This is a genomic window from Agromyces litoreus (assembly GCF_040496015.1).
Taxonomy (GTDB): domain Bacteria; phylum Actinomycetota; class Actinomycetes; order Actinomycetales; family Microbacteriaceae; genus Agromyces; species Agromyces litoreus.
Window position 1 is genome coordinate 39,564 of sequence record NZ_JBEPKA010000010.1, and the last position, 24,501, is coordinate 64,064.

Sequence of the window (24,501 nt, forward strand, 5' to 3'; positions counted from 1 at the left end):
GGCGGGCGGTGCTAGCATCCGGAAGCGCCCACGGGCCGGTCGGCCCGGGTTCGTCCCAACGCTCCGACAGGAGGCATGCATGCCCGGATCCGAAGATCTCGTCGCCGGGGCTCCGGCGTGGGTCGACCTGACCACGACCGACCTCGACGCCACGATCGCCTTCTACGAGCAGGTCTTCGGCTGGACGGCCGAGCGCAGCGACGACGAGCGGTACGGCGGCTACACGACCTTCCGGCTCGACGGGAAGCGGGTCGCGGGGGCGGCACCGCGTCGCGACGACGACCCCGCTCCGCCGCACTGGACCGTCTACCTCCTCACCTGGAACGCGGCGGCCACGAGCGAGCGCATCGGGGAGGCGGGGGGCACCGTGCTCTTCGAGCCCATGGACATCCCGGAGATGGGGGTCATGGGCCTCGCGATCGACGCCACCGGCGCGGTCGTCGGCTACTGGCAGCCGGGCGGCCTTCCGGGCTTCGACGTGTACGACGAGCCGGGCGCGCCCACCCGGTTCGAGCTCGCGGCCGACGACTTCGAGGCCGCCGAGCGCTTCTACGCCCACGCCTTCCACTGGGAGATCGAGCACGGCGAGGGCGAACCGGGCTATGCGGTGTACCGGCACCGCGGCCGGACCTTCGCGCGCATCCTCGACGCTTCGGGCATCGTCGGCGACGACCTGCCGCCGAGCTGGCACGTCGGATTCGAGGTCGAGCACCTCGACGACGCGGTGGCGCGCGCGGTCGCGGCGGGCGCGACCCTCGTCGTGCCGCCGTGGGACGTGCCGGACGGCCGGCGCGCCGGCCTCATCGACCCGACCGGGGCGTACTTCGTCCTGGCCTCGCCCACCGACCGGCCCGCGGAGTAGGCCGGCGTGCAGGGCTGGGACGTCATCGTCGTCGGCGGCGGCAGCGCGGGCCTGAGCGCCGCCCTCATGCTCGGCCGCTCGCGCCGCCGGGTCCTCGTGGTCGACGGCGGGCGGCCCCGCAGCCGCACCGCCCCGCACATGCACGGGGTGCTCGGCCGCGACCACACGCCGCCGCTCGACCTCCTCGCCGCCGGCCGCGCCGAGCTCACGCGCTACGACGTCGCCGTCGAGTCGGGCGAGGTCGCCGAGGCGCGCACGCTCGACGCGCACGACGCCGATGACGAGGGGCTCGCGTTCGAGCTCGTGCTCGACTCGGGCGAACGGCATGCGGCGCGTCGCGTCCTCGTCGCGACCGGGACGGTCGACGAGCTGCCCGACATCCCGGGCCTCGCCGGGCACTGGGGCCGCGGCGTCGTGCTCTGCCCCTACTGCGACGGCTGGGAGGTGCGCGACCGGCGCATCGTCGTGATCGCCTCCGGGGCGGCGAACGCCCACCAGGCGCAGCTGCTGCGCGAGCTGTCGAGCGACGTGACGTTCGTCACGCAGGGCGCGGCGCTCCCGCCCGCGACGCGCGAGGGCCTCGACGCGCGCGGCATCGCTGTGGACGAGCGCGTGGTGGCCGAGGTGCTCGAGGGCGACGACGGCGCGCTGCGCGGCATCCGCTTCGACGACGGCGGCGAGCTGGAGGCCGACGTGGTGTTCGTGGCGCCGCGCGCCGTGCCGAACGACGCCGTGCTGCAGCAGCTCGGCGCGCGGGCGATGCGCCAGGGCGGCACGCGGCACGTCGTCGTCGACGACGAGGGTCGCACGAGCGTGCGGGGCCTCTACGCCGCCGGCAACGTGATCGGCCCCCGCTCGTCGGTGCCCTGGGCGATGTCCACCGGCAACCTCGCGGGCACGGCGATCAACGCCGACCTGGTCGAGGAGGACATCCGCCGCGCGGTCGAACGCCGGTGACCCCTCGGCGGATGCGGGGGTTGCCCGGATGCCGGCGCGAGCCGGTCGTCGATACCGTCGCCGCATGACCACGACCGGATCCGACACGGGCACCACCCCCGCACCCGCCGCCTCGGCCGCCACGGCGACCGCCGTGGGCGGCGTGCCGAGGCGCCGTCTCGCCACGCGCATCGGCTGGACCTGGCTGCTGCTCTCCTCGCTCGCGCTGGCCGCCTTCGCGGTCGCGCCGTACCTCACGACCTCGATGCCGGCCCTCGCCGAGGCGGGCGGCGGCATCGCCGAGCACTACGCCGCGCAACCCGCGTTCGTGCTGGCGGCGTTCTACGTGCACGTCGTCGCGGGCGGGATCGCGCTCCTCGTCAGCCCGTTCCAGTTCTGGGCCGGCCTGCGCGATCGCGCACCCCGCGTGCACCGGTGGATGGGTCGCACCGCGCTCACCGCGATCGGCCTCGGCGGCGTGGCCGGGCTCGTGCTCGCCGTGTTCGGCTCGGGCGGCATCGTCGGGTTCTTCGGGTTCGGCACCCTCGCCGTGCTGTGGCTGCTGTTCGGATGGCGGGGCTACCGCGCCATCCGTCGCGGCGACGTCGACCTGCACCGGTCGTGGATGATGCGGGCGTTCGCCCTCACGTACGCGGCGGTCACGCTGCGGCTGTGGATCCCGCTGCTGATCCTCGCGCAGGTGCCGTTCGCCGGGCCGGCGGGCTTCGATGCGGATGCCGCGTTCGCCGGCGCGTACGCCGCGGTGCCGTTCCTGGCGTGGATGCCGAACCTGATCGTGGCCGAGTGGCTCATCCGGCGGCGCGGGCTCCCCGCGTACCGGCTCACGCCGGCGACCGGGCCGGCCGCTGCGACGCCGACCGCGACCTAGTCGACGCCGCCCTCGAACACCTGCTCGTAGACCCGTTCGTAGGCGCCCGGATTCACGGCGACGTGCCCCGCGTACGGCCGGTCCATGTCGGCGGTCATGAAGATCACGAGGCCGATGAACAGGGCGAGCAGGCCGGACATGACCAGGTGCATCCGCAGCCGCGTCACGCTGATGAACGCGATGAGCACGGCGTTCACCGCGGCGCCCACCCAGATCACGAGCCAGATCAGCGGCGGCAGGGCGAGTGCGGTGGCGTCGATGCGCTCGCTCCGCGCGTCGTAGAACGCCTCGTAGTCCTCGAGCACCTGCTTGAACTCGGCCTGCTCGGTCATGGTCTCCGCCTCGACCCGGTGCAGGAGGTCCTCGAACGCGTCGACCTGCTCGACGCTCGCGTCGGGCAGCACCCCGACCCGCTGATCGGGGAAGTCCGACTCGATCACCGTGAGGAGGTAGTCGTCGAGCACCTCTCGCATCGGCTCCCCGATCTCCTCGGGCAGCGCGGTCGTGGCACGCACGAGCGCCCCGGTCTCGCGGGCCTCGACGACCGTGAAGGCACGCGTGACGGCGTAGTTCTCGTAGACCGAGACGGCGACGAGGGCGAGCAGGATGCCGAAGAAGAGCCCGAACGTGCCGATGACGTGCGCGAGCGTGCGGTCCCATTCGGCGGTGTCGGTGACCAGTCGTCGCACGACCGGACGCATGCCCCAGACGATCAGGCACGACACGACGACGAATCCGCCGACGAAGACGGGCAGGGTGACCCAGACGGTGGTGTCGTAGAACCAGTTCACGCCGTCCTCCCCATGGACCGCCGACGTCGCTCAGCCTACGAACGCGCGGGCGCCCGCCGGCGCAGCTCGCCCGGAGGGTCGCGCACGGGGCCCCGCGGGCCGCGCCCCCTCAGGTGCGCGAATCGGCCGGTCGCAGTTCGAGGGTCATGAACACGCTGTTCGGGTCGGGCCGGTAGTCGGCGAACGGCGGGCACTCCACGAAGCCGTACCTCGCGTACAGCGTGCGCGCGGGGAGGAAGAAGTCCTCGGCGCCGGTCTCGAGGCTCAGCCGCCGGAAGCCGCGGCGGGTCGCCTCGGCGAGCACGTGCTCGAGCAGGCGGGCGCCGAGGCCGCGTCCGCGCGCCGCGGCATCCGTGCGCATCGACTTCAGCTCGCCGTGGCTCGCGTCGAGTTCCCTCAGCGCCACGCACCCGAGCAGCTCGTCACCCGCGCCGATGGTCCAGAACGACACCTCCGGCGCCGACAGCCCGGTGACGTCGAGCGCGTGCACGCTCTCAGCCGGTGAGGTCGCGTGCATGTCGGCGAGGTGGTCCTCGAGGAGGCGCAGGACCCGGGGGTCGGCCAGGTCGCCGGCACGGATGTCGAGCGGCTGGGCGGGGATGGGGCTCACTCCCCCATTGTCGCCGGTGCGTGTTTCGGGCTGGTGTCGCGAGCCGGCCCGGGCCGCCGTCGGAGTCGACCGGTCCGGCGGAGCCGGGCGCGGGCGGTGCGTCAGCCGACGAGGCGGATCGGCGACTCCGGCGCGGGCGGTTCGGGTTCGCCGGTCTCGGCCTCGAGGTGGGCGATGAGGCCGACGAGGAACCGTGCGACGTCCTCGAGCTCCTCCGCCGTGGGCACCCAGTGCACCGCACCGGCGACCGACCTGGCGAGGGCGTCGAACTGCTCGGCGAACGTCCCGGTCAAGGCGGCGACCGAGTACCCCGCGTCGTCGATGAGGTGACGCACCGCGCGCAGCCGGTCCTCCTCGCTGAGGCCCCCCTCGTCGGTCTCGAGCCCGGCGCGCAGGATCGCCGAGGCGTCGATGAGCAGAGCGAAGTCCTCGGGGTCGAGGTCGAGCTCCTCGCGCAGGCTCGCGAGCGACGGGTCCGCGGAGATCCGGCGCGGGTCGAGGATGCCGTGACGCTCCAGGCGCGGTCGGAGCGACGCGAACCGAGCGACCTGCCAGGCGGTCGCGATCGGCGAGAGCACGAGCCCGCGCATCCGCGGCTCGTGCCCGAGCAGCATGAGCTCGGGATCGCGCGCCGCCTCGCGGACGTAGTAGTCGACGTAGCGGGCGTACCGCACGCCGCGGATCGCCTCCTCGATCAGCAGCTCGCGCTCGGCGTGCTCGGCCATCTCGCGCGCCCGCCGAGCGGTGAAGCAGGCGTACGAGTAGCGGATCTCGGTCTCGAGCGAGCTTCCGGCCTCCTGCAGCCATCGGCCCGCCGCGGCCGACCTGCGTCCCGGATCGGTCCCGCCGCCGGCGCCCGGCGCAGCCACGGGCTCGCCCCACCGGTCGGCGACATCCGGGTTGAAGATCATGTAGCCGAGCGCCGCCCGGGCGCGCATGCGCGAGAGCACGCGGCTCGGGTCGTGCCGCGGGGCGGCGCTCTCACGTTCGAGCAGCGCGATGTCGCGCTCGACCGCCGCGCGGATGCGCTCGCGGCGACGGGCCACGTCGACCTCGTCGATCCCCTCGCCGTCGAGGTCGACGTACGCCGCCCAGTTGCGGGCGGCGGTGAGGTAGAGCATGAGCGTGCGCAGGAGCATCGCGCACGGCTCGGGCGCGATCGGGCGGGCGCGCCGCCGCTCGTCGATGCGGGCCTGGATGGGTCGGAGCACGGGCCGCACGTCGGCCGGGTCGAGCGGCGTCGGCCCGAGCTCCGCGGAGACGCGGACGTAGTCGTGCCACACCTTCTGCTGCACGTCGGGGAACACCGGATCCTCGCCGCACAGCCACGCGGCCTGGTTGACGAGCGGCTCGAGCCGGTCGAGGAACGCCTCGAGGCCCATCCGGTCCTCGACCTGCCGGTACCGGTCGAACACGCGGTCGTACTCGGCGAGGATGCTCGTCGGATCCTCCTCGATCGCGCGACTCAGGTAGTGGCGGCGCTCGTCGCCCCGCGTCATCCGGGCGAGGCCGAGGAAGCCGACCGACTTCCAGCTGGTCGCACGGTAGAAGCCGCGGACGTCGGGGTACCGGTCGGCCATCGTCATCGCGGTGAAGCCCGCGGCGAGCGCGAGCAGCTTGCGGTGCTGGTCGAGTTCGATCGAGTCCCACTCGAGGGCGAGCTCGACCTCGTCGAGCGGCCGCCCGTTGCGCCGGAGCGTGGCGATGCCCGACCGGGAGTCGAGCACGGTCACCTGCAGCATCCAGGGGGCGGAGTTGAACAGCACCTGGAACAGCCAGGCGATCGCGGAGGCGACGCCGCTGCCGCTGCGGTCGGCGATCGCGATGAACTCGCCCAAGTCGGGTGAGCTCGGGCGCTCGACGCGCTCGCGCGGATCGTCGAGGTTGGCGTTGCGCACCTGCATGAGCGCGTCGATCGACCACGCCGTGTTGACCGAGCCGTCGGGACCGATGACCTTCGCGTCCAGCCTCGACCGGGTCGCGAGGCCCGGACCGAGGATGCCGACGGTGAGCAGGGCGAGCGGGAGGGCGACGATCAGCCAGGCCGCGAACCCGTCGTCGGCGTAGGCGGTCGCGACGACGATCGCGACCGGCACGAGGAGCACGAGCGTCCAGCCCGCGACGCGCAGGACGGACCCCGTGCGGCGGGTGGCCCGCAGGTTCCGGATCCCCGGCAGGAGTGCGACGAGCCGGGCCCCGACGGCGAGGACGAGCCACGCGATGAGCATGGCGAGGAGCGTGTCGCCGAGCGGAACGAGCACCCCGTCGACGAAGGCGTCCCACCGCGCGCCGACGGAGGTCGTCCAGGCGCTCAGCGAGGAGGTGTCCCCGATGCTGCTCGCGCAGCCCGTGAGCGGGAGCGCAGCTCCGACCGCGAGCACTGCCCCCGGTGCTCGCGTCGATCCTGGCCGTGCCCTGCTCCCCCGCATGATCCGCGCCTGCCTGGCGCGAGTCTACTGAGCGGCGGCCCTCCGGGGACAGGGCCGCCGGGAACTGCGCCGCAGCACGGCGGTTCGACACGCCTCCGCCTTCGTCGCCCTCGTCCGATCGGACGAGGAGATCCGGCCGTCCGACCGAGGCGTCCATCCGCCCGCCCGCCGAGCATCGGGACATGACCGAGACCGCCATCGTCCCGCCGCGTCGCCGCCTCCCGGAGTGGGTCGTCCCCACCGGGCTCATCCTGCTGACCCTCGTGCCCATGACCGCGGGCGCCTTCCGCCTCACGGAGCTGTCGACGGGGGCCGAGGTGACGCCCGCCAACGAGCGGTTCTTCGACTCCCCCGTCCCGGTGGTCGTGCACATCGTCTCGTCGGTGGTGTTCCTGGTGCTGGGCGCGCTGCAGTTCGCACCGTCGCTCCGACGTCGGCGCTGGCATCGGTTCGCCGGCCGCGTGCTCGTGCCGGCCGGCCTCGCGTCGGCACTGTCCGGCATGTGGATGGCGGTCTTCTACGACCTCCCCGACAGCAACGGCCCGGCGCTCCTCGTGCTGCGGCTCGTCGTCGGCACCGCGATGGCGGGCGGGATCGTGCTCGCGTTCCTGTCCATCCGACGCGGCGACGTCGTCACGCACAGCGCCTGGATGACGCGGGCGTACGCGCTCGGGCTCGGGGCGGGCACGCAGGTCTTCACGCTGGGCCTCTGGGCGCTCGCCTTCGGCGAGCCCGGCCCGACGGTGAACGCGATCCTCATGGGCGCGGGGTGGGCGATCAACCTCGCCGTCGCCGAGGTCGTGATCCGGCGCCGGGCCCGACGGATGCCGCGGCGCATGCGGTCGACCGCGCGCTCCGCCGCGCGCGGCGCACTCCTATCATGAGTGGCATGTCGAGCCCGGTCCGGGCGCTCTGGGATGCGCCCGCCGCCGTCCCGCCGCCTCCGCTGCGGGTCTGGCGCGACTGGGTGCTGGTCGCGGCGCTCCCGCCGCTCATCGTCCTCGAGGCGCTGCTCCGGACCGACCTCCCATGGCGCTGGGCGTGGGCGGCGGTGCTCGTCGCCCTGGTGCCGACGCTGCTGTGGCGGCGCACCCGGCCGTTCACGATGCTCGCGATCGCGTTCGGGGTCGGCTGGGCGGGCAGCCTCGCGTTCGGCGGCGAGGCGGACTTCGTCGCGACGGCGTACAACCTGATCCTCGTCTACGCGGTCATGCGATGGGGTACCGGGCGGGCGATGCTCGGCGGTGCGGCACTGGTGATCGTCGGCGGGCTCGTGCCCGGGTTCCTGGAGTCGCCGCCCGTGGGCGACGTGATCGGCGCGCTCGCGGTCGTGGGCACGACCCTCAGCCTGGGACTCGCGTTCCGGTGGCGGGCGGGCGAACGGGCGCGCGAGCTGGAGCGGATCCGGCTGCTCGAGCGCGAGCACCTCGCCCGCGACCTGCACGACACGGTCGCGCACCACGTCTCCGCGATCGCGGTGCAGGCGCAGGCCGGCACCGCGATCGCGCCGACCGACCCGGCGGCCGCGATCGCGGCGCTGCGGGTGATCGAGGGCGAGGCATCGCGCACGCTCGACGAGATGCGGGCGATCGTGCGGGTGCTGCGGCGCGACGATGAGGCGGAGCTCTCGCCGACGCCGGGCGTCGCCGACCTCCGGCGCCTCGGTCGCGCGGACGCGTCGGGGGTTCCCGTCGAGGTGCGGATCGACGGCGAGGCCGGGGAGCTGCCTCCCGCGGTGGCGTCGGCGGCGTACCGCATCGCGCAGGAGGGCGTGACGAACGCCCGTCGGCACGCACGGGGTGCGACCGCGATCGACGTGCTCCTGCGGGTGGACGCAGCCGGGGTCCGCATCGACGTGCGCGACGACGGCGAGCCGGCCGGCTCGCCGTCGCCGGGCTACGGGCTGACCGGCATGCGCGAACGCGCGGCGAACTTCGGCGGCACGTGCGAGGCGGGGCCGGCGAGCGAGGGCGGGTGGGCCGTGAGCGCGACGCTCCCGAGGGCCGGATGGTCGCCGTGAGCGTGCGCGTGCTGATCGCCGACGACCAGGACCTCGTACGGGCGGGGCTCCGGATGATCCTCGACGCGCAGCCGGACATCGAGGTGATCGGCGAGGCCGTGGACGGCGCCGAGGCCATCCGGACGGCGCGCGAGCTCCGGCCCGACGTGTGCCTGGTCGACATCCGGATGCCGGGCACCGACGGCCTCGAGGCGACCCGCCGGCTCGCCGGGCCCGACGTGGCCGACCCGATCCCGGTCGTCGTGATCACGACGTTCGACCTCGACGAGTACGTGTACGGGGCGCTGCGGGCCGGGGCCCGCGGGTTCCTGCTGAAGAACGCCGGGCCCGCCCTGCTCGCGGAGGCCGTGCACGCCGCGGCGCGCGGCGACGCGCTCATCGACCCGAACGTGACCGTGCGGCTGATCGAGGCGTTCGCGGGGACGGCGCCCGAGCCGCCCGTGCCCCCGTCGACTCCGCTCACCGAGCGCGAGGAGGAGGTGCTCGCGCTCGTCGCCCGGGGGCTCGGCAACGACGAGATCGCCCGCGAGCTGTTCGTCTCGCTGAGCACCGTGAAGACGCACGTCGCGAGCCTGCTCATGAAGATCGGGGCACGGAACCGGGTTGAGCTGGCGATCTGGGCGCACGAGCGCGGCGGGCGGCCCGGACGGCGCCGCTGAGCCGCGGCGCGGCCCGGACGATTGTGGTCGACGCCTGACCGGAGCATCCTGAACCCATGAGCGGACGTGAGGAATTCCTGGACTGGGTGCACACCGAGCTCGTGCCGGCGGAGCGAGCGCAGTTCGACGGCGACGACCGGCCGCGAAAGGCGATCTGGGCGCACGACGAACCCCTCAGCGTGCTGGGCGCGTTCCGCAACGCGACGAACCGGATGGAGCTGGTCGAGGCGTTCGAGGTGCTCGCGGGCACCTTCTCGGACTGCACCGCGTACGCGCTCGACCTCATCTCGTTCGACGTCGTCGGCTCGATGGCCTACACGGTCGGCTACGAGCGCATCTCGGCCTCCGTCGACGGCACGCCGCGCACGTTCACGCTGCGCTCGACGCAGGTGTATCGCCGCGAGGAGGGCGCGTGGCGGGTCGTCCACCGCCACGCGGACGCGCTCTCCTAGCGCGCCGCGTCAGCCGAGCGCGTCGATCACCTCGTCGACGAGCCGCACCTCGGACGGCGTGTGATCGGCCTCGGGGGTGAAGCCCATGCGCACGACGACGAGCTGCTCCGACGGCACGACGATGACCTTCTGCCCGTCGTGCCCGCTCGCGTAGAACGTGTCCTCGGGCAGTTCGGGCCAGCGCAGCGACCCGTCGGGCATGACGTTCGAGCGCCAGCTCATGCCGTTGCCGGGGTCGTCGGTCTCGGTGACCCCGGTCGGCGCGAGGCTCTGCGCCATCCAGTCGTCCGGCAGCAGCCGCACGCCGCGCCACTCGCCGCCCTGCAGGGCGAACTGGCCGATCACGGCCCAATCGCGGGGCGTCGCCCACAGGTACGACGAGCAGACCGGCGTGCCGGCGGCATCCGCTTCCATGACCGCGGAGGACATGCCGAGCGGCCCGAGCAGCACGCGCCGCGGCAGGTCGGCGCCCAGGGTCGTGCGCTCGGCGAGCACGTCGCACAGCAGCGTCGTGTTGCCGCTGGAGTACTGCTCGACGGTGCCCGGCTCGTGCGCGAGCGGGAGGCTCGCGACGTACTCCCCCATGTCGGGCTCGAGGTAGAGCATGCGCGTGATGGGCGTGCCGAGGTCGTAGGTCTCGTCCCATTCGAGCCCGCTGGTCTGGCGCAGCAGCTGCTCGACGGTGATGTCGGCCCGCTCGTCGGTCCACTCGGGCACGAGGTGGTCGTCGTCGAGCGAGACGACGTCGGCCTTCACGAGCACGCCCGTGATGAGGTTGGCGACGCTCTTGGTCATCGACCATCCGAGCTGCGGGGTCGTGGCGTCGAAGCCGTCGGCGTAGCGCTCCCCGACGAGCTCGCCGTGCTTGACGACGACGACGGCGCGCGTGCCGAGGGCGTCGCGGTCGGCCTCCGGCAGCTCGTCGCCGAACGCCCGGGCGATCGCCGCGTCGATGGCCGGATCGGCGACCGGCGCGGGCGCGTCGGTGAACGGGTTGCCGTCGGCGTCGATCGGCGTCGCCTCGCCGAGCTCGGGGCGCTCCTCGGCGAGCGCGCAGCCGAACCCGTCGGTGTACCAGGCGCGCTGGCGCGCGAGCCCGCCGACGAGGGTGGCCGTCGTCGGATCGCCCGAGCCGGAGACCTGCAGGTAGGGCACGAGGGGGTTCGAGGGGAGGTCGCTCGCGGGGTCGTCGCGCCCGGTGACCTCGGTGACCGCGCACGCGTTGTGCGCCGCGTACCCGGTGCCGGTGTAGAGGATGGGCTGCTGCCACCGGTAGGCACCGGCGAAGGCCGCGATGAGCATGACGGCGAGGACGGCGACGACGCTGATCGCCCGGCGGAGGAGACGCACGAGCAAGGATCGTAACAGTCCGGAGTGTCCTGTCCGGAACCGGGCCTGCGGGACGCACGGCCGGGCGGACGACGCGCCGCGGGGTCAGCGACCGACCAGCTCGTTGAACCAGCGCTGGCCGGTCGTCGCGACGCCGTCCGGGAGGCGGGCGCGCAGTCCCCGGTCCGCGGTGACGACGAGGACCCGCTCGCCCGCCGAGGCGAGCGCGGCCGCCGTCTCGACGATGGCGGCGTCGCCGTCGGCGGGGGCGCGCACGACCTCGATCCCACCCGGCGCCGACGCGGCCTTCGCCTGGCCCTCGAGCACGGCGACGAGCCGCTCGATCGTGGACTCGCCGCCGTCGGCATCGTGCACGGCGCGTCCGACCAGGTCCGGCATGAGCGCGAGCAGTCGCGTCGCCGCCCCGGCCCGGTCGCGCCACCAGCCGTCGGGGCGCGAGCCCATGACGTTCGCGACGTCCACGACGACGACGACGGGCGGTGCAGGCGGCATGGGGCGATCCTCCCACGCGGGCGGGCGGGCGGGCGGGCGGGCGGAGCGGCGGTCCCTCGACGCCGCGCTCCGATCGCGCGGTCAGGCCTCCTTGATCGGGAGCACCTCGCCGCCGGTCTGGCAGGTGGGGCAGTACTGCGCGGTCGTGCTCGCGAAGGAGAAGTCGAGGACGGTGTCGCCGCATCGCGGGCACGCCTCGCCGGCTCGTCCGTGCACCCGCATCGCCGCGACCTTCGCGGCCTTGAGCTCGTCGATCGGGATGCCGCGACGCGCGTCGATCGCGTCGCGGATGACGCCGAGCGTCGCCTCGTACAGTCGCTCGAGGTCGTCGTCGCCGAGCCCGGCGCCGTGCACGACCGGCGAGACCTTCGCCGCGTGCAGGATCTCGTCGGAGTACGCGTTGCCGATGCCGGCGAACGACTCCTGGTCCTGCAGGATCGCCTTGACCTGCTTGCGGCGGCCGCGCACCACGCCCTCGAAGTCGGCGCGGGCGAAGCCCGGGTCGGCCGGATCGCTCGCGAGCTTCGCGATCGCGGGCACCTCGTCGGCCTCGTCGACGACCCAGCAGGCGAGCGAGACCCAGCCGCCCGCGTCGGTCAGCTCGAGCGCCGGGCCCGCATCGAACTCGAGCACCGCGAGCGCGGGCGGCGGCGGCTCGGCCTCCGCCTCGGCGCCCGCCTCCGCCTCCGCCTCGGCCGTCGTGGCGCGGGTCGCGCCATCCGCGTCACCACCGCTCGCCTCGGCGTCGCGCCAGCGCGCCCAGCCGTGACGGCCGAGCGACACGACGAGGTGCTCGGAGCCGTCGAACTCGACGTCGACGAGCTTGCCGTGCCGCGCGACGCCGGTGACGCGTTCGCCGACGAGCGTGCTGAGCGGGCGCGTTCGGGTCTTGGTCACGCGGAACTCGAGCACGTCGACCTCCGCGATCGCGCGCCCCGTGAGCCGCGCGTCGAGGTCCTCGACGAGGGCCTGCACCTCCGGCGATTCCGGCATGCGGCCAGCCTCGCACAGACCGGGCGTCGCCGGCCCGATCCGGTGGACGGCCTGCGCCCTCCTCCGCCGCCCTGCGTCCGTGCGGACGAGATGCGTCGCCCGGCGGCGATCACGGCCGACGCATTCCGTCCGATGCGCCGCGCGTGGGGCCGGCGGGGGCCGGCGTGCCCGGGCATGCGAACGGCCCGGCGACGCACGTCGCCGGGCCGTTCGAGCGAGGTCAGTGCGTGTTGACCCAGTTGGTGAGCGTCGAGAGGCTGATGCCCGAGCGCGAGTCCTTTTTGCTCAGGCGCAGGGCCTTCGCGATCTGGGTCGCCGAGCAGCCCGCGGTGTCCACGACGGTGTAGCCCGACGACGTCCCGGCGCCGTCGACGAAGCGGCCGCTCGAGTTCGCGTAGTACTTGCCGGCGGCCGGGCGCGAGACGCTGTCGGGCAGGCTCGTCGACGCGCACGCGTCGGCGCTGTCGGCGACGCCGTCACGGTCGGCATCGGAGGTCGTGGCGCTGCCACCGGAGCCGCCGGAGCCGGTGCAGGTGAACGACCAGGTCAGGTCGCTCGGCACGGTGCCCGAGGTGTCGAGCGACCAGCCGAGGCCGTAGGTGGTCGAGTACGGCGCGGTGAACGTCATCCCCGTCGTCGCCGAGGCCTCCTCGAAGAAGATGGACGTGCCCGCCGAACCGCTGAGGATGATGAGGTCGCCCGAGCGCGCCGGCGAGACGGTGACGCCGATCTTGTCGCCCGCCGCGAGCGAGATGGTCTTGCTCACGGTCTTCGCGGTGACCTTGGTGCCGTCGAGGGAGGCGCAGCCGGATGCTGCGACGGTCGTCGTCCCCCCGCCCCGGACGGGCTTGGCCGCGGATGCCGGGGCCACCGCCGTCGTCAGGGCCAGCGTCAGGCCCGCGGAGGCGGCCAGCGCAGCCAGGGCTGCGGATCGTGCACGTGCTCGCATGGAGTGCTCCTCACTACTCGGTCGCGATGTCTTCCATGACACCGTGCCCGGAATGCGGGCGCGATACACGCCCTTGCCTACCAGACGGGGGTACGTTACGCCATCGAATACAGATCCGACGAATCCTCGGATCCGTGGGCTCGAGCCGCCTGCGCTCGCACGACAGGCCGTTGGGCCCGTGCCGTCGACCGGGCTTCGACGCTAGCCTCGCGCCATGACCGCTCCCGCAACGCCGCAGACCGACCGCTGGAACGTCTGGGCGATCGTCGCCTTCGTCACCGTCTGGTTCACCGTCATCCTCGGCCTGATCTTCGGCTACATCGCGCTCGCGCAGATCAAGAAGACCGGCGAGCAGGGCCGGGGGCTCGCCCTCGCCGCCGTCATCCTGGGCTGGATCGGCGTGGCGATCGGCGGCCTCATCATGGCGCTGCTGCTGATCTTCGGCGGCCTCGCGATCTCCAACAGCTGACCTCGGCGGCAGCGCCGGCGCGAGGTTGCCGCGCCCGCGTTCGTGCCTCGGTCCGATCGCGTTCCCGGCCCTCGCCGTCGCGATCGCCGATGCGCTACGCGGACCCCGGCGAAGCGGCCCCGGACCTACGCTGGTGGGGACCGAGGGGATGCCGCATGACCGGACGGGACGACCGGGATCACGCGCCGGAGCACGCGCATTCCCACTCGCATTCCCACTCGCACGCGCACGCGCACAGCGAATCGGACGCCGCCGAGATGTTCGAGCCGTCCGCGTGGGACGAGGCGTACTCGGGCGAGGAGTCCCGGTGGAGCGGGAACGCGAACGCGCAGCTCGTCGCCGAGGCATCCGCCCTCGAGCCGGGCACGGCACTCGACGTCGGCTGCGGCGAGGGCGGCGACGTGATCTGGCTGGCGCAGCGCGGATGGCGCGTCACGGGCGCCGACTTCTCCGCCAACGGCCTCGCCCGCGCCGCCGCGCACGCCGAGGCGGCGGGCGTCGCCGACCGCACCGACTGGTGGCAGGTGGACGCCCGCACCTTCGCCGACGGCGGCCGGTTCTTCGACCTCGTGACCACGCACTTCCTGCATCCGCCGGACCATGGCATGGTCGACGTTGTGGGCCGCCTCGCCGGCGCCGTCGCCCCGGGCGGGCACCTGCTCATCGTCGGTCACGCGCCCTCCGCCGCGTTTACTCGGCTCTCCGAGAGCCACCGCGACGCGATGTTCCTCGCCGCCGACCTGCTGCCCGGCCTGCCGCCCGGCTTCGAGGTGATCGTCGTCGAGCAGCGCCCCCGCACGATGGTCCGCGACGGCGAGCCGATGGAGGTGCACGACTCCACGCTGCTGGCGCGTCGCGCGCGCTGAGCGCCGCGCTGCTCGATACCGCGACGTTCCTTCGCGCGCGCGGATGCCATCTCCGCGCCGATGCGCCGGTACTTCGGTACTTCGGTACTTCGGTACTTCGGTACTTCGGTACTTCGGTACTTCGGCCGCATCACGCACGCCGGCGCGGCGCGGCGCGCTACGGGTGCACCCAGTCCGGCGAGGTCGGTTCGTACTGCAGCGTGTCGCGGTCGATGGGCGGGCAGTTCATCAGCTTCGCGCCCGTGACCGGATCCACCGAGATGAGCGTGCAGCCCTCGGGGATCGGTATCTCCCGCGAGAGCACCCCCGGTGCAGCGGGGGGCCGCGCCGCGGCCGCTTCGGCTGCCTTCCTCGCCGCCTCCTCGGCCGCCTTCTCGGCCGCGACCGCCTCCGCGTGCGACGCCTCGGCTCCGGATGCCGCGAGCAGCCAGCGCGGAAGCGCGGCGAGACCGGCATCCTCGTCCGCCTCGCCGAGCACCGCCGCGCGTGCCGAACGGAGCTCCGAGAGGGCATCGGATGACGCCTTCGTCGCGGCCGCGAGAACGCGCTCGGTCCGCGCATCGACGTCGGCCACCACGGCCGCGGCGGCGCGCGTCGCCGAGTCGCACGCCGCGTGCCGCTCGATCGCGGTGAGGCGCATCCGCGACGAGTCCGCGACGGCCGACGCGCGGAGTTCGCCGAGCAGGTGGAGCTCGTCGACGAGCTCGGGCAGCGTGGGCCCGGGAGCGTCCGAGTACTGCACCATCTCGACGATCTCGACGACCGACTGCGCGGGCTCCGCTGCCGATCCCGCTCGCACGATGGCGGCCGTCCCCATCGTGACCGTCGACGCCGCGAACCGACCGGGCTCGGCGACCGCGGGCTGCAGCGAGCTCGCGCCGTCGCGGGCGCATCGGTCGGCATCGACGGCCATCACGCGATCGGTCTCGACTCGAGCGTTCGCGGCATCGATCTCGACCAGGAGCCGCTCGCGCTCGATGCCGACCTCGGCCCGAGCCTCGGCCTCGAGGCCGGCGGCCCGCACGCCGATCGCGCCCGCGGCGGACACGACGGAAACCGCCAGCAGGGCCGCGATGGCGAGCGGCCGGCGCCACAGCCAGGATCGGGCGGCGTCGAGGCGCATGCAGGGCTCCATCCGCGGCATATCGGGGGTCGCCGCTCCCCCACCGTAGTGACGCGGATCGCCCGGCGGGATCACGGAACGGAATCGATTCTCCGGACTGCTCCACGGCTCCGCCGCAGTGCGTCCGGCGGCGCAGGGGACCGGCCGCGCGCTGCTCGGCGACCACCCGCCGCCGCTCAGGCCGTCAGGCGGTCAGGCGGTCACGCGGTCAGGCGATCAGGCGATCAGGCGATCAAGCGGTCAAGCGGTCGCGCGGTCAGGCGGTCACGCGATCCGCGGTCAGGCCGACGCGGTCTCCCATTCGAAGCCGTCCGGATCGACGAACGAGCCGGCGTCGCCGGCGACCCGGATCCGGTGCGACCCGGTGCCGTCGGCGGAGACCCCGGCCGACTTCGCCAGCGCACGCCGCTTGTACAGGCCGAGTCCGATCGGGCTGCCCGGGATCTCGAAGTCGACATAGCCCCCGACGCTCTTGCCCACCGTCAGGCCGCGCTCGACGTAGAACCGCTTGCTGGCCGAGACGTCGTCGACCCCGAGCAGGAGCACGAGGTGGTCGAACGCGCGGCTCGCGGGCGCCGAGTCCTTCTTGTTCGACGTGGCGAGGTTCCAGATCGCGCCATCCGGCGCCTGGACGGTCCCGCCGAAACCCCAGAGTGACTTCGTGAGCGGCTTCAGGATGTCGGCGCCAGCGGCGACCGCCGCGTCGAAGAGCGCGGTGACATTGCCGGGCTGCGGTGCGACGAGCGACAGGGTGTACCCGCGGAATCCGTCGCTCGAGGCATCCGTGCCTGCGGTGCGCACCCGCCCGTCGAGGTCGAACGCCTCACGGATGAACCGCGCGGCACCTTCGGGGTCGGCGCCCTCGAGCGTGATCGCGTCGATGGTGGTGATGGTCTTCGTCTCGGTGTCCATGCCGTCGACGCTACGCACGGCGGCCGTCGGCGGCTTCTCGATTCCTGACCGATGCGCGCCGGCCCGGCACCCACATGGGATGCCGGGTCCGCGCGCGGCCGATCGGACGCGTTTCGTCGCCGCGATCGGATGCCGCACGACCAGTTCCGTCCGAACAGCGGCCCGCCCGCGTGTGACGACGGTTGTCGCGGGTGTCGGCGACGCCGCACCCGCAACAACCGTCCAGACGGGAGCCGGTCGCCGGCTCAGGCCGCGGGGGCCAGATCGACCGTCGCGTTCGGCACGGATGCCACGACGAACTCGCCGTCGGCGGCATCCACCCGCACCGCCTCGCCGTCGCCGAGGGCGCCGGTGACGAAGAGGTCGGCGATGCGGTCGTCGATCTCGCGCTGGATCAGGCGACGCAGCGGGCGAGCACCGTACTCGGGCTCGTAGCCGCGCTCCGCGAGGAGCGCCACCGCGGCATCCGTCACCTCGAAGCCGATCTCGCGCGGAGCCAGCCGCGACGACGTCGCACCCAGCATCAGGCGCACGATCTCAGCGATCTCCGCCGACGAGAGCTTCTGGAACAGCACGATCTCGTCGATGCGGTTCAGGAACTCGGGCCGCATGGCCTCGCGCACCTTGCCCATCACGCGCTGGCGCACGTCATCCATCGACGAGAAGCCGTTGGCCGCAGCATCCGCCGACGCCACGAAGCCGAGCGCACCCGACCGCGACGCGAGGAACTCCGAACCGAGGTTCGAGGTCATGATGACCACCGTGTTGCGGAAGTCGACCGTGCGACCCTGGCCGTCGGTCAGGCGTCCGTCGTCGAGCACCTGCAGCAGCAGGTTGAACACGTCGGGGTGCGCCTTCTCGATCTCGTCGAACAGCACGATCGAGTACGGGTTGCGCCGTACGCGCTCCGTGAGCTGCCCGGCCTCGTCGTAGCCGACATAGCCGGGAGGGGCGCCGACCAGCCGCGACACCGTGTGCCGCTCGCCGAACTCGCTCATGTCGAAGCGGATGATCGCGCCCTCGTCGTCGAACAGCGACGACGCCAGCGCACGCGCCAGCTCGGTCTTGCCGACGCCGGTCGGCCCGAGGAACAGGAACGAGCCCACCGGCCGCTTCGCGTCGCCCATGCCGGTGCGGTTGCGCCGCACCGAGCGGGCGACAGCGGTGACCGCGTCGTCCTGCCCGATGACCCGGGCGTGCAGCTCGCCCTCGAGGTTCGCGAGGCGCTCGCGCTCGCCCTCGGTGACCCGATTGACCGGGATGCCGGTGGCGCGCGAGATCACGGCGGCGATCTGCGCCTCGTCGATGACGGTCGAGGTCGCGGCCGCGCCATCCGCCGAAGACGCAGCGGATGCCACGGCACGACCCTGCGCGGCCGCCTTCTCCGTCGCCTCGTCGAGCCGCTCCTGCACCTTCTCGATCTCGTCGCGGATGCGCGACGCCTCCTCGTAGTGCTCGGCGCGGACGGCCGCGTTCTTGTCGGCCTCCAGGTCGGCGAGGCGGGCGATGAGCCCCGAGACATCCACCTTCACGCCCAGCTTCAGGCGCAGGCGCGCACCGGCCTGGTCGATGAGGTCGATGGCCTTGTCGGGCAGCACGCGGTCGGTGAGGTACCGCGCGGAGAGCTCGACGGCGGCGCGCAGCGCGTCGTCGGTGTAGGTGACGCCGTGGTGCTCCTCGTACGCGGGGCGGAGGCCCTGCATGATGAGCACGGCGTCCTCGATCGAGGGCTCGCCGACCTTCACCGGCTGGAACCGGCGCTCGAGCGCGGGGTCCTTCTCGATGGTGCGGTACTCCTTGAGCGTGGTCGCGCCCACGAGGTGCAGCTCGCCGCGGGCGAGGCGTGGCTTCAGGATGTTGCCCGCGTCCATGCCCTCACCGGCGCCGCCGGCGCCGACGACCGAGTGCACCTCGTCGACGAAGACGATGAGCTCGCCCTTGTGCTCGGCGATCTCCTCCATCGTCTTGGTGAGGCGCTCCTCGAAGTCGCCGCGGTAGCGGGTGCCGGCGAGCATGGCGGGCAGGTCGAGCGCGACGACGCGCTTGCCGAGCAGCGCCTCGGGCACGTTCTCCTCGACGATCGCGCGGGCGAGGCCCTCGACGATCGCGGTCTTGCCGACGCCGGCCTCGCCGATCAGCACGGGGTTGTTCTTCGTGCGGCGGCTGAGGATCTCGATGGTCTGCTCGATCTCGTCGGTGCGCCCGATCACGGGGTCGAGCTCGCCGTTCGCGGCGCGCTCGGTGAGGTCGAGGCCGAACTTGTCGAGCATGGGCGTGGCGGATGCCGCGGCATCCGACTGCTCGCGCATGCCGCCCATCTCGGGGCCGGCTGTCGGGTCGGATGCCACGTGCTCCCCCAGCCCGGCCGCGAGCGCCTCGGCGGTCACGCCGGCGCGCGCGAGCACCTGCCCGGCGGGGGCGTCCTGCCCGAGCACGAGCGCGAAGAAGAGGTGCTCGGGGTCGATGTACGTCGACCCGCTCGAGCGTGCGACCTGGTACGCGTGGAACAGCGCGCGGCTGGCCGACGGGGTGATGGTCGCCGCGTTCGCGTCGGCGGTGACGGATGCCGCGGGCAGCCGCGCCTCGGTCGCCGTGATGATGCGCTCCGGCGACGCGCCGACGCGGGTGATCGCCTGCGCGACGGACTCGTCCTCGACGATGACGCGCAGGATGTGCAGCGCGTCGAGCTCGGTCTGTCCGCGCTCGAGCGCGAAGCGTCCGGCACGCTGCAGGATGCTCTGGGTGCGCGAGGTCAGGAACCGGCTGAGGTCGATCGACCGCGCCTGCCTGGCCTGCTCACCCGCGAGGTAGCGGCTCAGGAACTCGTCGAACGAGCTCGAGCCGGCCTCGTTGAAGTCGTCTGGCACCTAGGTCCTCCTGGGGAACTTGAGTTGGGTACGCTCAAGTTCAACGCATGCGAACAGCACCTATTCCCGTGCCATCACGACGATGTGGCTCGGCCATCGGTTGTCGACCGGCTCGTTTGCATCGGTGACCCTCAGGGCGGGCTCAACTACAGATTCAAACGAATACTGCTGAGCTATGCGACGCAGAACCGGCCCGCCGTCGTGGCGCGTCGGTCGTCACTGGCACACTGGACTCGTGCCTCCCAATCTGACCGTTGCGACCGACACGACCGAGGCACGCAAAGCGCGCGGTGCGTTCTTCACGCCCTCATCCGTCGCCCAGTTCATCGTCGACTGGGCGGTCCGAGGCGACGATGACGCGGTGCTTGAGCCCTCCTGTGGCGAAGCCGCTTTCCTCGAACACGCAGTCCGCCGCCTCGCTTCGCTGGCTGCGCAGGGTTCCACCAATGACCTTCGCCCGCCGAAGGTCGACGGCGTTGAGATACACGCCGAAAGCGCTCGCAAGGCCGAACGCGTGGTTCGCGAGAATGGGGGCGATCCATCGATCACTGTCGCAGACTTCTTCACATTGCCGCCTGAACCGCGCTACTCAGCCGTCGTGGGAAATCCGCCATACATCCGCTACCAAGACTTCAGCGGACTCGCACGCTTGCGTTCGCAGGAGGCTGCGCTCCGCGCAGGCGTCCCAATGAGCGGATTGGCGAGCAGTTGGGCTGCCTTCACCATTCATTCAGCGCTATTCCTCAAGCGAGGTGGCCGCTTGGGACTGGTCGTCCCTGCCGAGCTTCTGAGTGTCAACTATGCGGCCGAAGTGAGAAGATTCCTCTTCGACCGTTTCGAGACGGTGACGCTTGTCATGTTCACCGAACGAGTGTTTCTGGATGCTCAAGAAGAAGTCGTGCTCGTGCTCGCAGAAGGATACGAAGACGGCCCGACTGATCACGCGGTGATTCATCAAGTCCACAACGCCGCGGACTTGAGTAACCTCGCCACGGCTACAAAATGGTCACCGAAACGTGCAGAGGACAAGTGGACGCCGTCCCTGCTCTTGCCCGACGCACTCTCGGTATACGACGCCCTTCTCAGCGATCACCGTTTCAACCAGCTTCAAGAGTGGGGCGACACGACCCTCGGAATGGTAACTGGAGCAAACCGATTCTTCGCCATGTCCCCCAGCCGCGCGAAAGAACTTGGGCTTACGCATCGAGAACTCATCAGGCTAAGCCCACCAGGCTCATCACACCTTCGCGGACTGTCTCTCTCTGATCATGCGCTTCGAGAGCTCGGGAATAGCGGCCTAGCCACTAGACTCTTCCGCCCCACGGGAGACGTAAGCAAGGCCGCGCAACATTACATCGAACTCGGCGAGGCGACTGGCGTGCATGAAGCCTATAAGTGTCGAGTTCGCTCACCATGGTGGCGCGTGCCTCTTGTGCGACCCGCGCACCTTATCCTGACCTACATGAATGCAGATACGCCTCGTATCACTACCAATAGCGCCAATGCGCATCACTTGAATAGCGTTCACGGCGTGTATCTCCGGCCCGGACTGGTCGATCTTGGACAGAGGTTGCTCCCGATCGCATCCTTGAACTCGATGACAATGGTCGGCGCCGAGGCAGTCGGACGGGCATACGGAGGCGGTATCCTCAAGCTTGAGCCTCGCGAAGCCGACGTGTTGCCGGTCCCTTCGCCCGAAGCGGTTGTGTCTGCAGCACCGGCACTGCAGGCGATTCGTTCGCGCGTAGCGGCCAATCTGCGTGCCGGACGACTCCTCGAGGCGGTCCACCTAGTCGATCGCGTGCTCCTCGAGGATGCCATCGGCGTCAGGCGTGAACAGGTGCGCATGCTACAGACCGAGTACGTACGACTCGCCACACGACGAAACGCAAGGAGCGCCAGTGCCCGCGTCCAGGCTTAAGAGGCGGCTTGAGGCCGCTGTCGCCGCCGCAGGGCCCAAGCCCCCAGACAGTGCAAGTGCGCCGAAGAAGAAGAACTACAATCAGCAGCTCTCCGACGAGGTTGCGCTTGCACTCGCGGCCGAGCTTCGCGATCTAGGAATGTCCGACACGTTCCCTCAAGTTTCCACACCGGGTGGTTCACGCAAGTCCGGCTCGGAACGGCGGATTGCTGGGGGAATCGGCGCTAAGAAGGTCGATGTGACATGGGCCACGCCGGAGAGCGGACTGCTATTTGCGGTCTCCGTCAAATCGATCATGTTCAAGGATGGCAAGTCGGGAAACTTTCAGAAGAATCTTACTAACCGGCGTGGTGACATGCTAGTAGAAGCGGTAACGCTCCATCGGCGATTCCCGTATGCCGTACTCGTAGCGTTCTTCATTCTCGACATCGGTGCCGAGAGCGACGGAACAGCGCGTCGAAATAGCACGTTTGAGAACGCATTTCCTCGGCTTCGTCTGTTTACGCGCAGAACCGAGCCCACCGGCCGAGAAGAACAATTCGAACGTTTTCTAATGATCTTGCTCGACGTAAATGCCAGCCCGCCGACTTTTCGTGCGTACGAGGTTAATGACGCGAATGTTGAAGTTGATCTCGATGTTGCGCTTGCCGAAGCGATCTCGATTGTCGGCGACCGTAACTTCGATCTCTACGACGCTGCGAACGGGCGAATCAAGAAGCTATAGGCGCGTTCTCGGTGGCACAGGGGAGCCCGGCCACTGGCGGTCGACAATCGCGCGGTGGGACCCGTCAACCACCCAAGGAGCGCTCTACATCTCTGCAAGTGCGCGGAGAGAACTGGGCGTCGAAGCGGTTAGAAGAGTGCGGGCGGCTCGATCGATTGCGGATTCCGCGGTGTCGAGTCAAGAGCATCGATTAGGCTGCCGGTGGTCCCAATAGGGACTGCGCCTTCGCTCAGCAGGAGCTTGTTGCCTACCGGCGTTAGTTCGCCAAAGTCGACCACCAGCACGGTGCGACCAAGCTTCAGAGCGCCCTGACCAGCAGCAAGTGTCCCGCCTCGCTCACCGGCCTCAATTACTAGCAGGGCCTTCGAAAGTCCATAGATGATTGCATTCCGAGCCATCGCTGCGTGGGCTTGCCAGGTTTGACTTGGCGCGAACTGCGATAGCACCAAAGTACGTTCGGAGTCAAAATCCGCGGCGAACGCTCGCTTCACGCGGAAGTGATCAAAGCCTTCCGCGAGCACGATGACGGTATTTCCGCCATTGCGAAGCGCAGCAAGGTGCGTGGCGGTGTCCACTCCCTTCGCGTAGCCGGACACGACCGTAAGGCCCTTTCTGCTCACGGTGACTCCGCACTTGTCTGCGGCTTCGAGGCCTCGTGCGCTGACGTTCCTGGAACCGCAAATACCCACGCCGTCCGCGTAGAGCAGAGACTTGTTGCCCTTGAAGAACACGATCGGCATAAGTGGGCGACCTTGGCTCACAAGGCTCTCCGGGAAATCGGGGTCACCGAAGATGACGACGCCGATGCCTTGTTGACGTAACTCTTGGGCCTTGCGCTCTACCTCGTAGCGGGTTGAGTCCGACAGTGAGGCGAATGCCTCGTCGAGGGCAGCGGGTTCACCCGCTCGCAGGGCCGAGGTGATCCGGCTTGGCGTCCGAAGCGACGCGAAAGCGCCAAGCGCACGCTCGAGCCCGTCAAGTGCTTGCAACGTCACCACCTGATCGTCCTTGCCACAGTTAGAGAAAACACACGCTCGGCGCCCGCCCGCCTTGCCGCCGCCGCTGCGCCTGACGCGCTGCCTCCAGTGTGGTACACGTCGTCCAAGACAATGACATCCCCCGACAACTCGCCCTGAACAGTAAACTCGTTCGTGAGGTCCTGAGGAGACTCCTTCTGCGGGGGCCTGGGGCCAGGCGAGGTAGTCTCGACGAACGGGATCCCGACCCTCGAAGCCACCTCCCTCGCGAGAACTTCGGCAAAGCTGTTCCCATCCGCTTCGTGCCCGGGGGCGGTGACGATTGCCGTGGCGTTCGCCAACAGAGGGTGCTCGATGATGACCCTGACCAGCGCTGCGATCATGAGACGCCGCGAGTTGCGGGAGTTGCTCCACGTCGGTTCGGTTGCGTGTTTCGTCGTCCAGATCCAATATCCCGGCGTGGTCCGCTGAAGGTCTCCGTCATCGTCGGGCCTGTTGTACAGGTCGAGGGTGATGGCGACATCGACGTGATCCGGAGCAGGAATGCTCAGCACCGTAGAGAGCATCTCCAGTGCGTCCTCAAGACCGTCGGGGATCTCAACATCGAACAGCCAGCCGTCGGTGAATTCATCGGCGAACGATCGTGGTAACTCGCATCGCTCACAATCCGCCCCCAACATTGCGTCGATCTGCGATGCGATCCAGGGTGGGCAACTTACGAACAGAGCCGGCCGATTCCGGAACGTCGAGATCTCGTAGTTGGCAAGCCTGTCGCCTCGACCGTCCCACATCGGCAAGCTAAAGCTGATAATCGGCATCGGCACCCCCTCACTCGAACCATATCGCGGGCCACAGACAACCTGATGCCCAACAAAGGTCCGATTGCGTACCGGTAGTGAGCAGACGTACCGAACCCTGCCTCTGGGCAACCTGACGATGTGTCGTCGACATATCGTCGAGTCCCGGATCAGGGTTTCACTCAGACCATCTGCGCTGGCTAGGCGCGAGATGCCGCCCGGTTGATGCGAGGCCGGCAAGCGAGCTCGCAACCTTGCCGCAGCAGTCCGCCCAACACTCCCGCGCATCGGCATCCGCAGCTCCGCCCGCAGCGGCGGCAGCACATCGACCAGCGGGCCTCGCACCGCGGTCACGAACGCGCCGACGCGGACCTCAGATCCACTTCGATTGGGCCCACACGGCCAGATCTCGA

General features: G+C 70.9%; 23 protein-coding genes. 11 read left to right on the plus strand and 12 right to left on the minus strand.

All coding sequences use genetic code 11. The features are described from left to right. Positions 1-79 precede the first annotated feature (79 nt). From ABME01_RS09190 to ABME01_RS09200, 3 genes are all read left to right on the plus strand, one after another. On the plus strand, positions 80-862 hold the full coding sequence (locus ABME01_RS09190) for a VOC family protein (protein WP_353828096.1): 783 nt from the start codon (positions 80-82) through the stop codon (positions 860-862). Between the two features lie 6 nt (positions 863-868). Then, positions 869-1,819 carry an NAD(P)/FAD-dependent oxidoreductase gene (locus ABME01_RS09195; protein ID WP_353828098.1) on the plus strand — a complete coding sequence of 317 codons (951 nt, stop codon included), beginning with the start codon at positions 869-871 and terminating at the stop codon, positions 1,817-1,819. 64 nt (positions 1,820-1,883) lie between these two features. Then, positions 1,884-2,687, plus strand: a complete 804-nt coding sequence (locus ABME01_RS09200; protein WP_353828100.1) for a DUF2306 domain-containing protein — start codon at positions 1,884-1,886, stop codon at positions 2,685-2,687. On the opposite strand, the gene ABME01_RS09205 is transcribed toward ABME01_RS09200, so the two are convergent. The 3 genes from ABME01_RS09205 to ABME01_RS09215 all read right to left on the minus strand — a co-directional run bounded on the left by ABME01_RS09205 (position 2,684) and on the right by ABME01_RS09215 (position 6,469). Then, positions 2,684-3,478: a bestrophin-like domain gene (locus tag ABME01_RS09205; RefSeq protein ID WP_353828101.1), complete on the minus strand. Its 795-nt coding sequence runs from the start codon at positions 3,476-3,478 to the stop codon at positions 2,684-2,686. The two genes, ABME01_RS09200 and ABME01_RS09205, sit on opposite strands and share 4 nt — an antisense overlap. Before the next feature lie 109 nt (positions 3,479-3,587). Then, positions 3,588-4,079: a GNAT family N-acetyltransferase gene (locus tag ABME01_RS09210; protein WP_353828185.1), complete on the minus strand. Its 492-nt coding sequence runs from the start codon at positions 4,077-4,079 to the stop codon at positions 3,588-3,590. Between the two features lie 110 nt (positions 4,080-4,189). Further along, positions 4,190-6,469 (minus strand): hypothetical protein, encoded by a 2,280-nt coding sequence (locus tag ABME01_RS09215; protein ID WP_353828102.1) that lies wholly within the window; start codon positions 6,467-6,469, stop codon positions 4,190-4,192. Between the two features lie 230 nt (positions 6,470-6,699). Between ABME01_RS09215 and ABME01_RS09220 the strand changes: the two genes are divergently transcribed. Genes ABME01_RS09220 through ABME01_RS09235 form a run of 4 tightly spaced genes read left to right on the plus strand, consistent with a single transcriptional unit; the run spans position 6,700 to position 9,648 of the window. Continuing rightward, positions 6,700-7,401: a DUF2306 domain-containing protein gene (locus ABME01_RS09220; RefSeq protein ID WP_353828103.1), complete on the plus strand. Its 702-nt coding sequence runs from the start codon at positions 6,700-6,702 to the stop codon at positions 7,399-7,401. 5 nt (positions 7,402-7,406) lie between these two features. After that, positions 7,407-8,537: a histidine kinase gene (locus tag ABME01_RS09225; protein WP_353828104.1), complete on the plus strand. Its 1,131-nt coding sequence runs from the start codon at positions 7,407-7,409 to the stop codon at positions 8,535-8,537. Next, positions 8,534-9,196 (plus strand): response regulator, encoded by a 663-nt coding sequence (locus ABME01_RS09230; protein ID WP_353828105.1) that lies wholly within the window; start codon positions 8,534-8,536, stop codon positions 9,194-9,196. The genes ABME01_RS09225 and ABME01_RS09230 overlap by 4 nt, the downstream gene beginning before the upstream one ends. 56 nt (positions 9,197-9,252) lie before the next feature. After that, positions 9,253-9,648, plus strand: coding sequence for a nuclear transport factor 2 family protein (locus ABME01_RS09235; protein WP_353828106.1), 396 nt, complete (start codon positions 9,253-9,255; stop codon positions 9,646-9,648). A 9-nt stretch (positions 9,649-9,657) separates the two neighbouring features. Here the strand turns inward: ABME01_RS09235 and ABME01_RS09240 are convergent, their stop codons facing one another. From ABME01_RS09240 to ABME01_RS09255, 4 genes are all read right to left on the minus strand, one after another. Next, on the minus strand, positions 9,658-10,998 hold the full coding sequence (locus ABME01_RS09240; RefSeq protein ID WP_353828107.1) for a serine hydrolase domain-containing protein: 1,341 nt from the start codon (positions 10,996-10,998) through the stop codon (positions 9,658-9,660). An 84-nt stretch (positions 10,999-11,082) separates the two neighbouring features. Beyond that, on the minus strand, positions 11,083-11,490 hold the full coding sequence (locus tag ABME01_RS09245) for a hypothetical protein (protein ID WP_353828108.1): 408 nt from the start codon (positions 11,488-11,490) through the stop codon (positions 11,083-11,085). Between the two features lie 81 nt (positions 11,491-11,571). Then, positions 11,572-12,483: a DNA-formamidopyrimidine glycosylase family protein gene (locus ABME01_RS09250; protein ID WP_353828109.1), complete on the minus strand. Its 912-nt coding sequence runs from the start codon at positions 12,481-12,483 to the stop codon at positions 11,572-11,574. 220 nt (positions 12,484-12,703) lie between these two features. Beyond that, positions 12,704-13,432 carry a hypothetical protein gene (locus tag ABME01_RS09255; RefSeq protein WP_353828110.1) on the minus strand — a complete coding sequence of 243 codons (729 nt, stop codon included), beginning with the start codon at positions 13,430-13,432 and terminating at the stop codon, positions 12,704-12,706. 214 nt (positions 13,433-13,646) lie between these two features. On the opposite strand from ABME01_RS09255, the gene ABME01_RS09260 reads away from it, so the two are divergent. Together ABME01_RS09260 and ABME01_RS09265 are read left to right on the plus strand one after the other, a co-directional pair. Beyond that, a complete protein-coding gene (locus ABME01_RS09260) occupies positions 13,647-13,901 on the plus strand; it encodes a DUF4190 domain-containing protein (protein ID WP_353828111.1) in 255 nt (84 codons plus the stop codon). 155 nt (positions 13,902-14,056) lie between these two features. Then, positions 14,057-14,767: a class I SAM-dependent methyltransferase gene (locus tag ABME01_RS09265; RefSeq protein WP_353828112.1), complete on the plus strand. Its 711-nt coding sequence runs from the start codon at positions 14,057-14,059 to the stop codon at positions 14,765-14,767. Between the two features lie 157 nt (positions 14,768-14,924). On the opposite strand, the gene ABME01_RS09270 is transcribed toward ABME01_RS09265, so the two are convergent. From ABME01_RS09270 to ABME01_RS09280, 3 genes are all read right to left on the minus strand, one after another. Then, positions 14,925-15,890, minus strand: a complete 966-nt coding sequence (locus ABME01_RS09270; RefSeq protein WP_353828113.1) for a hypothetical protein — start codon at positions 15,888-15,890, stop codon at positions 14,925-14,927. Between the two features lie 279 nt (positions 15,891-16,169). Beyond that, positions 16,170-16,802 carry a VOC family protein gene (locus ABME01_RS09275; protein ID WP_353828114.1) on the minus strand — a complete coding sequence of 211 codons (633 nt, stop codon included), beginning with the start codon at positions 16,800-16,802 and terminating at the stop codon, positions 16,170-16,172. A gap of 245 nt (positions 16,803-17,047) precedes the next feature. After that, the gene (locus ABME01_RS09280; RefSeq protein WP_353828115.1) at positions 17,048-19,669 is read right to left on the minus strand and encodes an ATP-dependent Clp protease ATP-binding subunit; all 2,622 of its coding nucleotides are present in this window, start codon (positions 19,667-19,669) and stop codon (positions 17,048-17,050) included. 235 nt (positions 19,670-19,904) lie between these two features. Between ABME01_RS09280 and ABME01_RS09285 the strand changes: the two genes are divergently transcribed. Next, positions 19,905-21,590 carry an N-6 DNA methylase gene (locus tag ABME01_RS09285; RefSeq protein WP_353828116.1) on the plus strand — a complete coding sequence of 562 codons (1,686 nt, stop codon included), beginning with the start codon at positions 19,905-19,907 and terminating at the stop codon, positions 21,588-21,590. Continuing rightward, positions 21,571-22,314 (plus strand): hypothetical protein, encoded by a 744-nt coding sequence (locus ABME01_RS09290; RefSeq protein WP_353828117.1) that lies wholly within the window; start codon positions 21,571-21,573, stop codon positions 22,312-22,314. Before ABME01_RS09285 ends, ABME01_RS09290 begins: the two co-directional genes overlap by 20 nt. A 128-nt stretch (positions 22,315-22,442) precedes the next feature. Here ABME01_RS09290 and ABME01_RS09295 read toward each other — a convergent pair whose 3' ends face one another. Together ABME01_RS09295 and ABME01_RS09300 are read right to left on the minus strand one after the other, a co-directional pair. Next, entirely contained in the window at positions 22,443-23,309 is an 867-nt protein-coding gene (locus ABME01_RS09295; RefSeq protein WP_353828118.1) for a DNA-processing protein DprA, read from the minus strand. Next, a complete protein-coding gene (locus ABME01_RS09300) occupies positions 23,306-24,109 on the minus strand; it encodes a hypothetical protein (RefSeq protein ID WP_353828119.1) in 804 nt (267 codons plus the stop codon). Before ABME01_RS09300 ends, ABME01_RS09295 begins: the two co-directional genes overlap by 4 nt. Between the last annotated feature and the right edge of the window lie 392 nt (positions 24,110-24,501).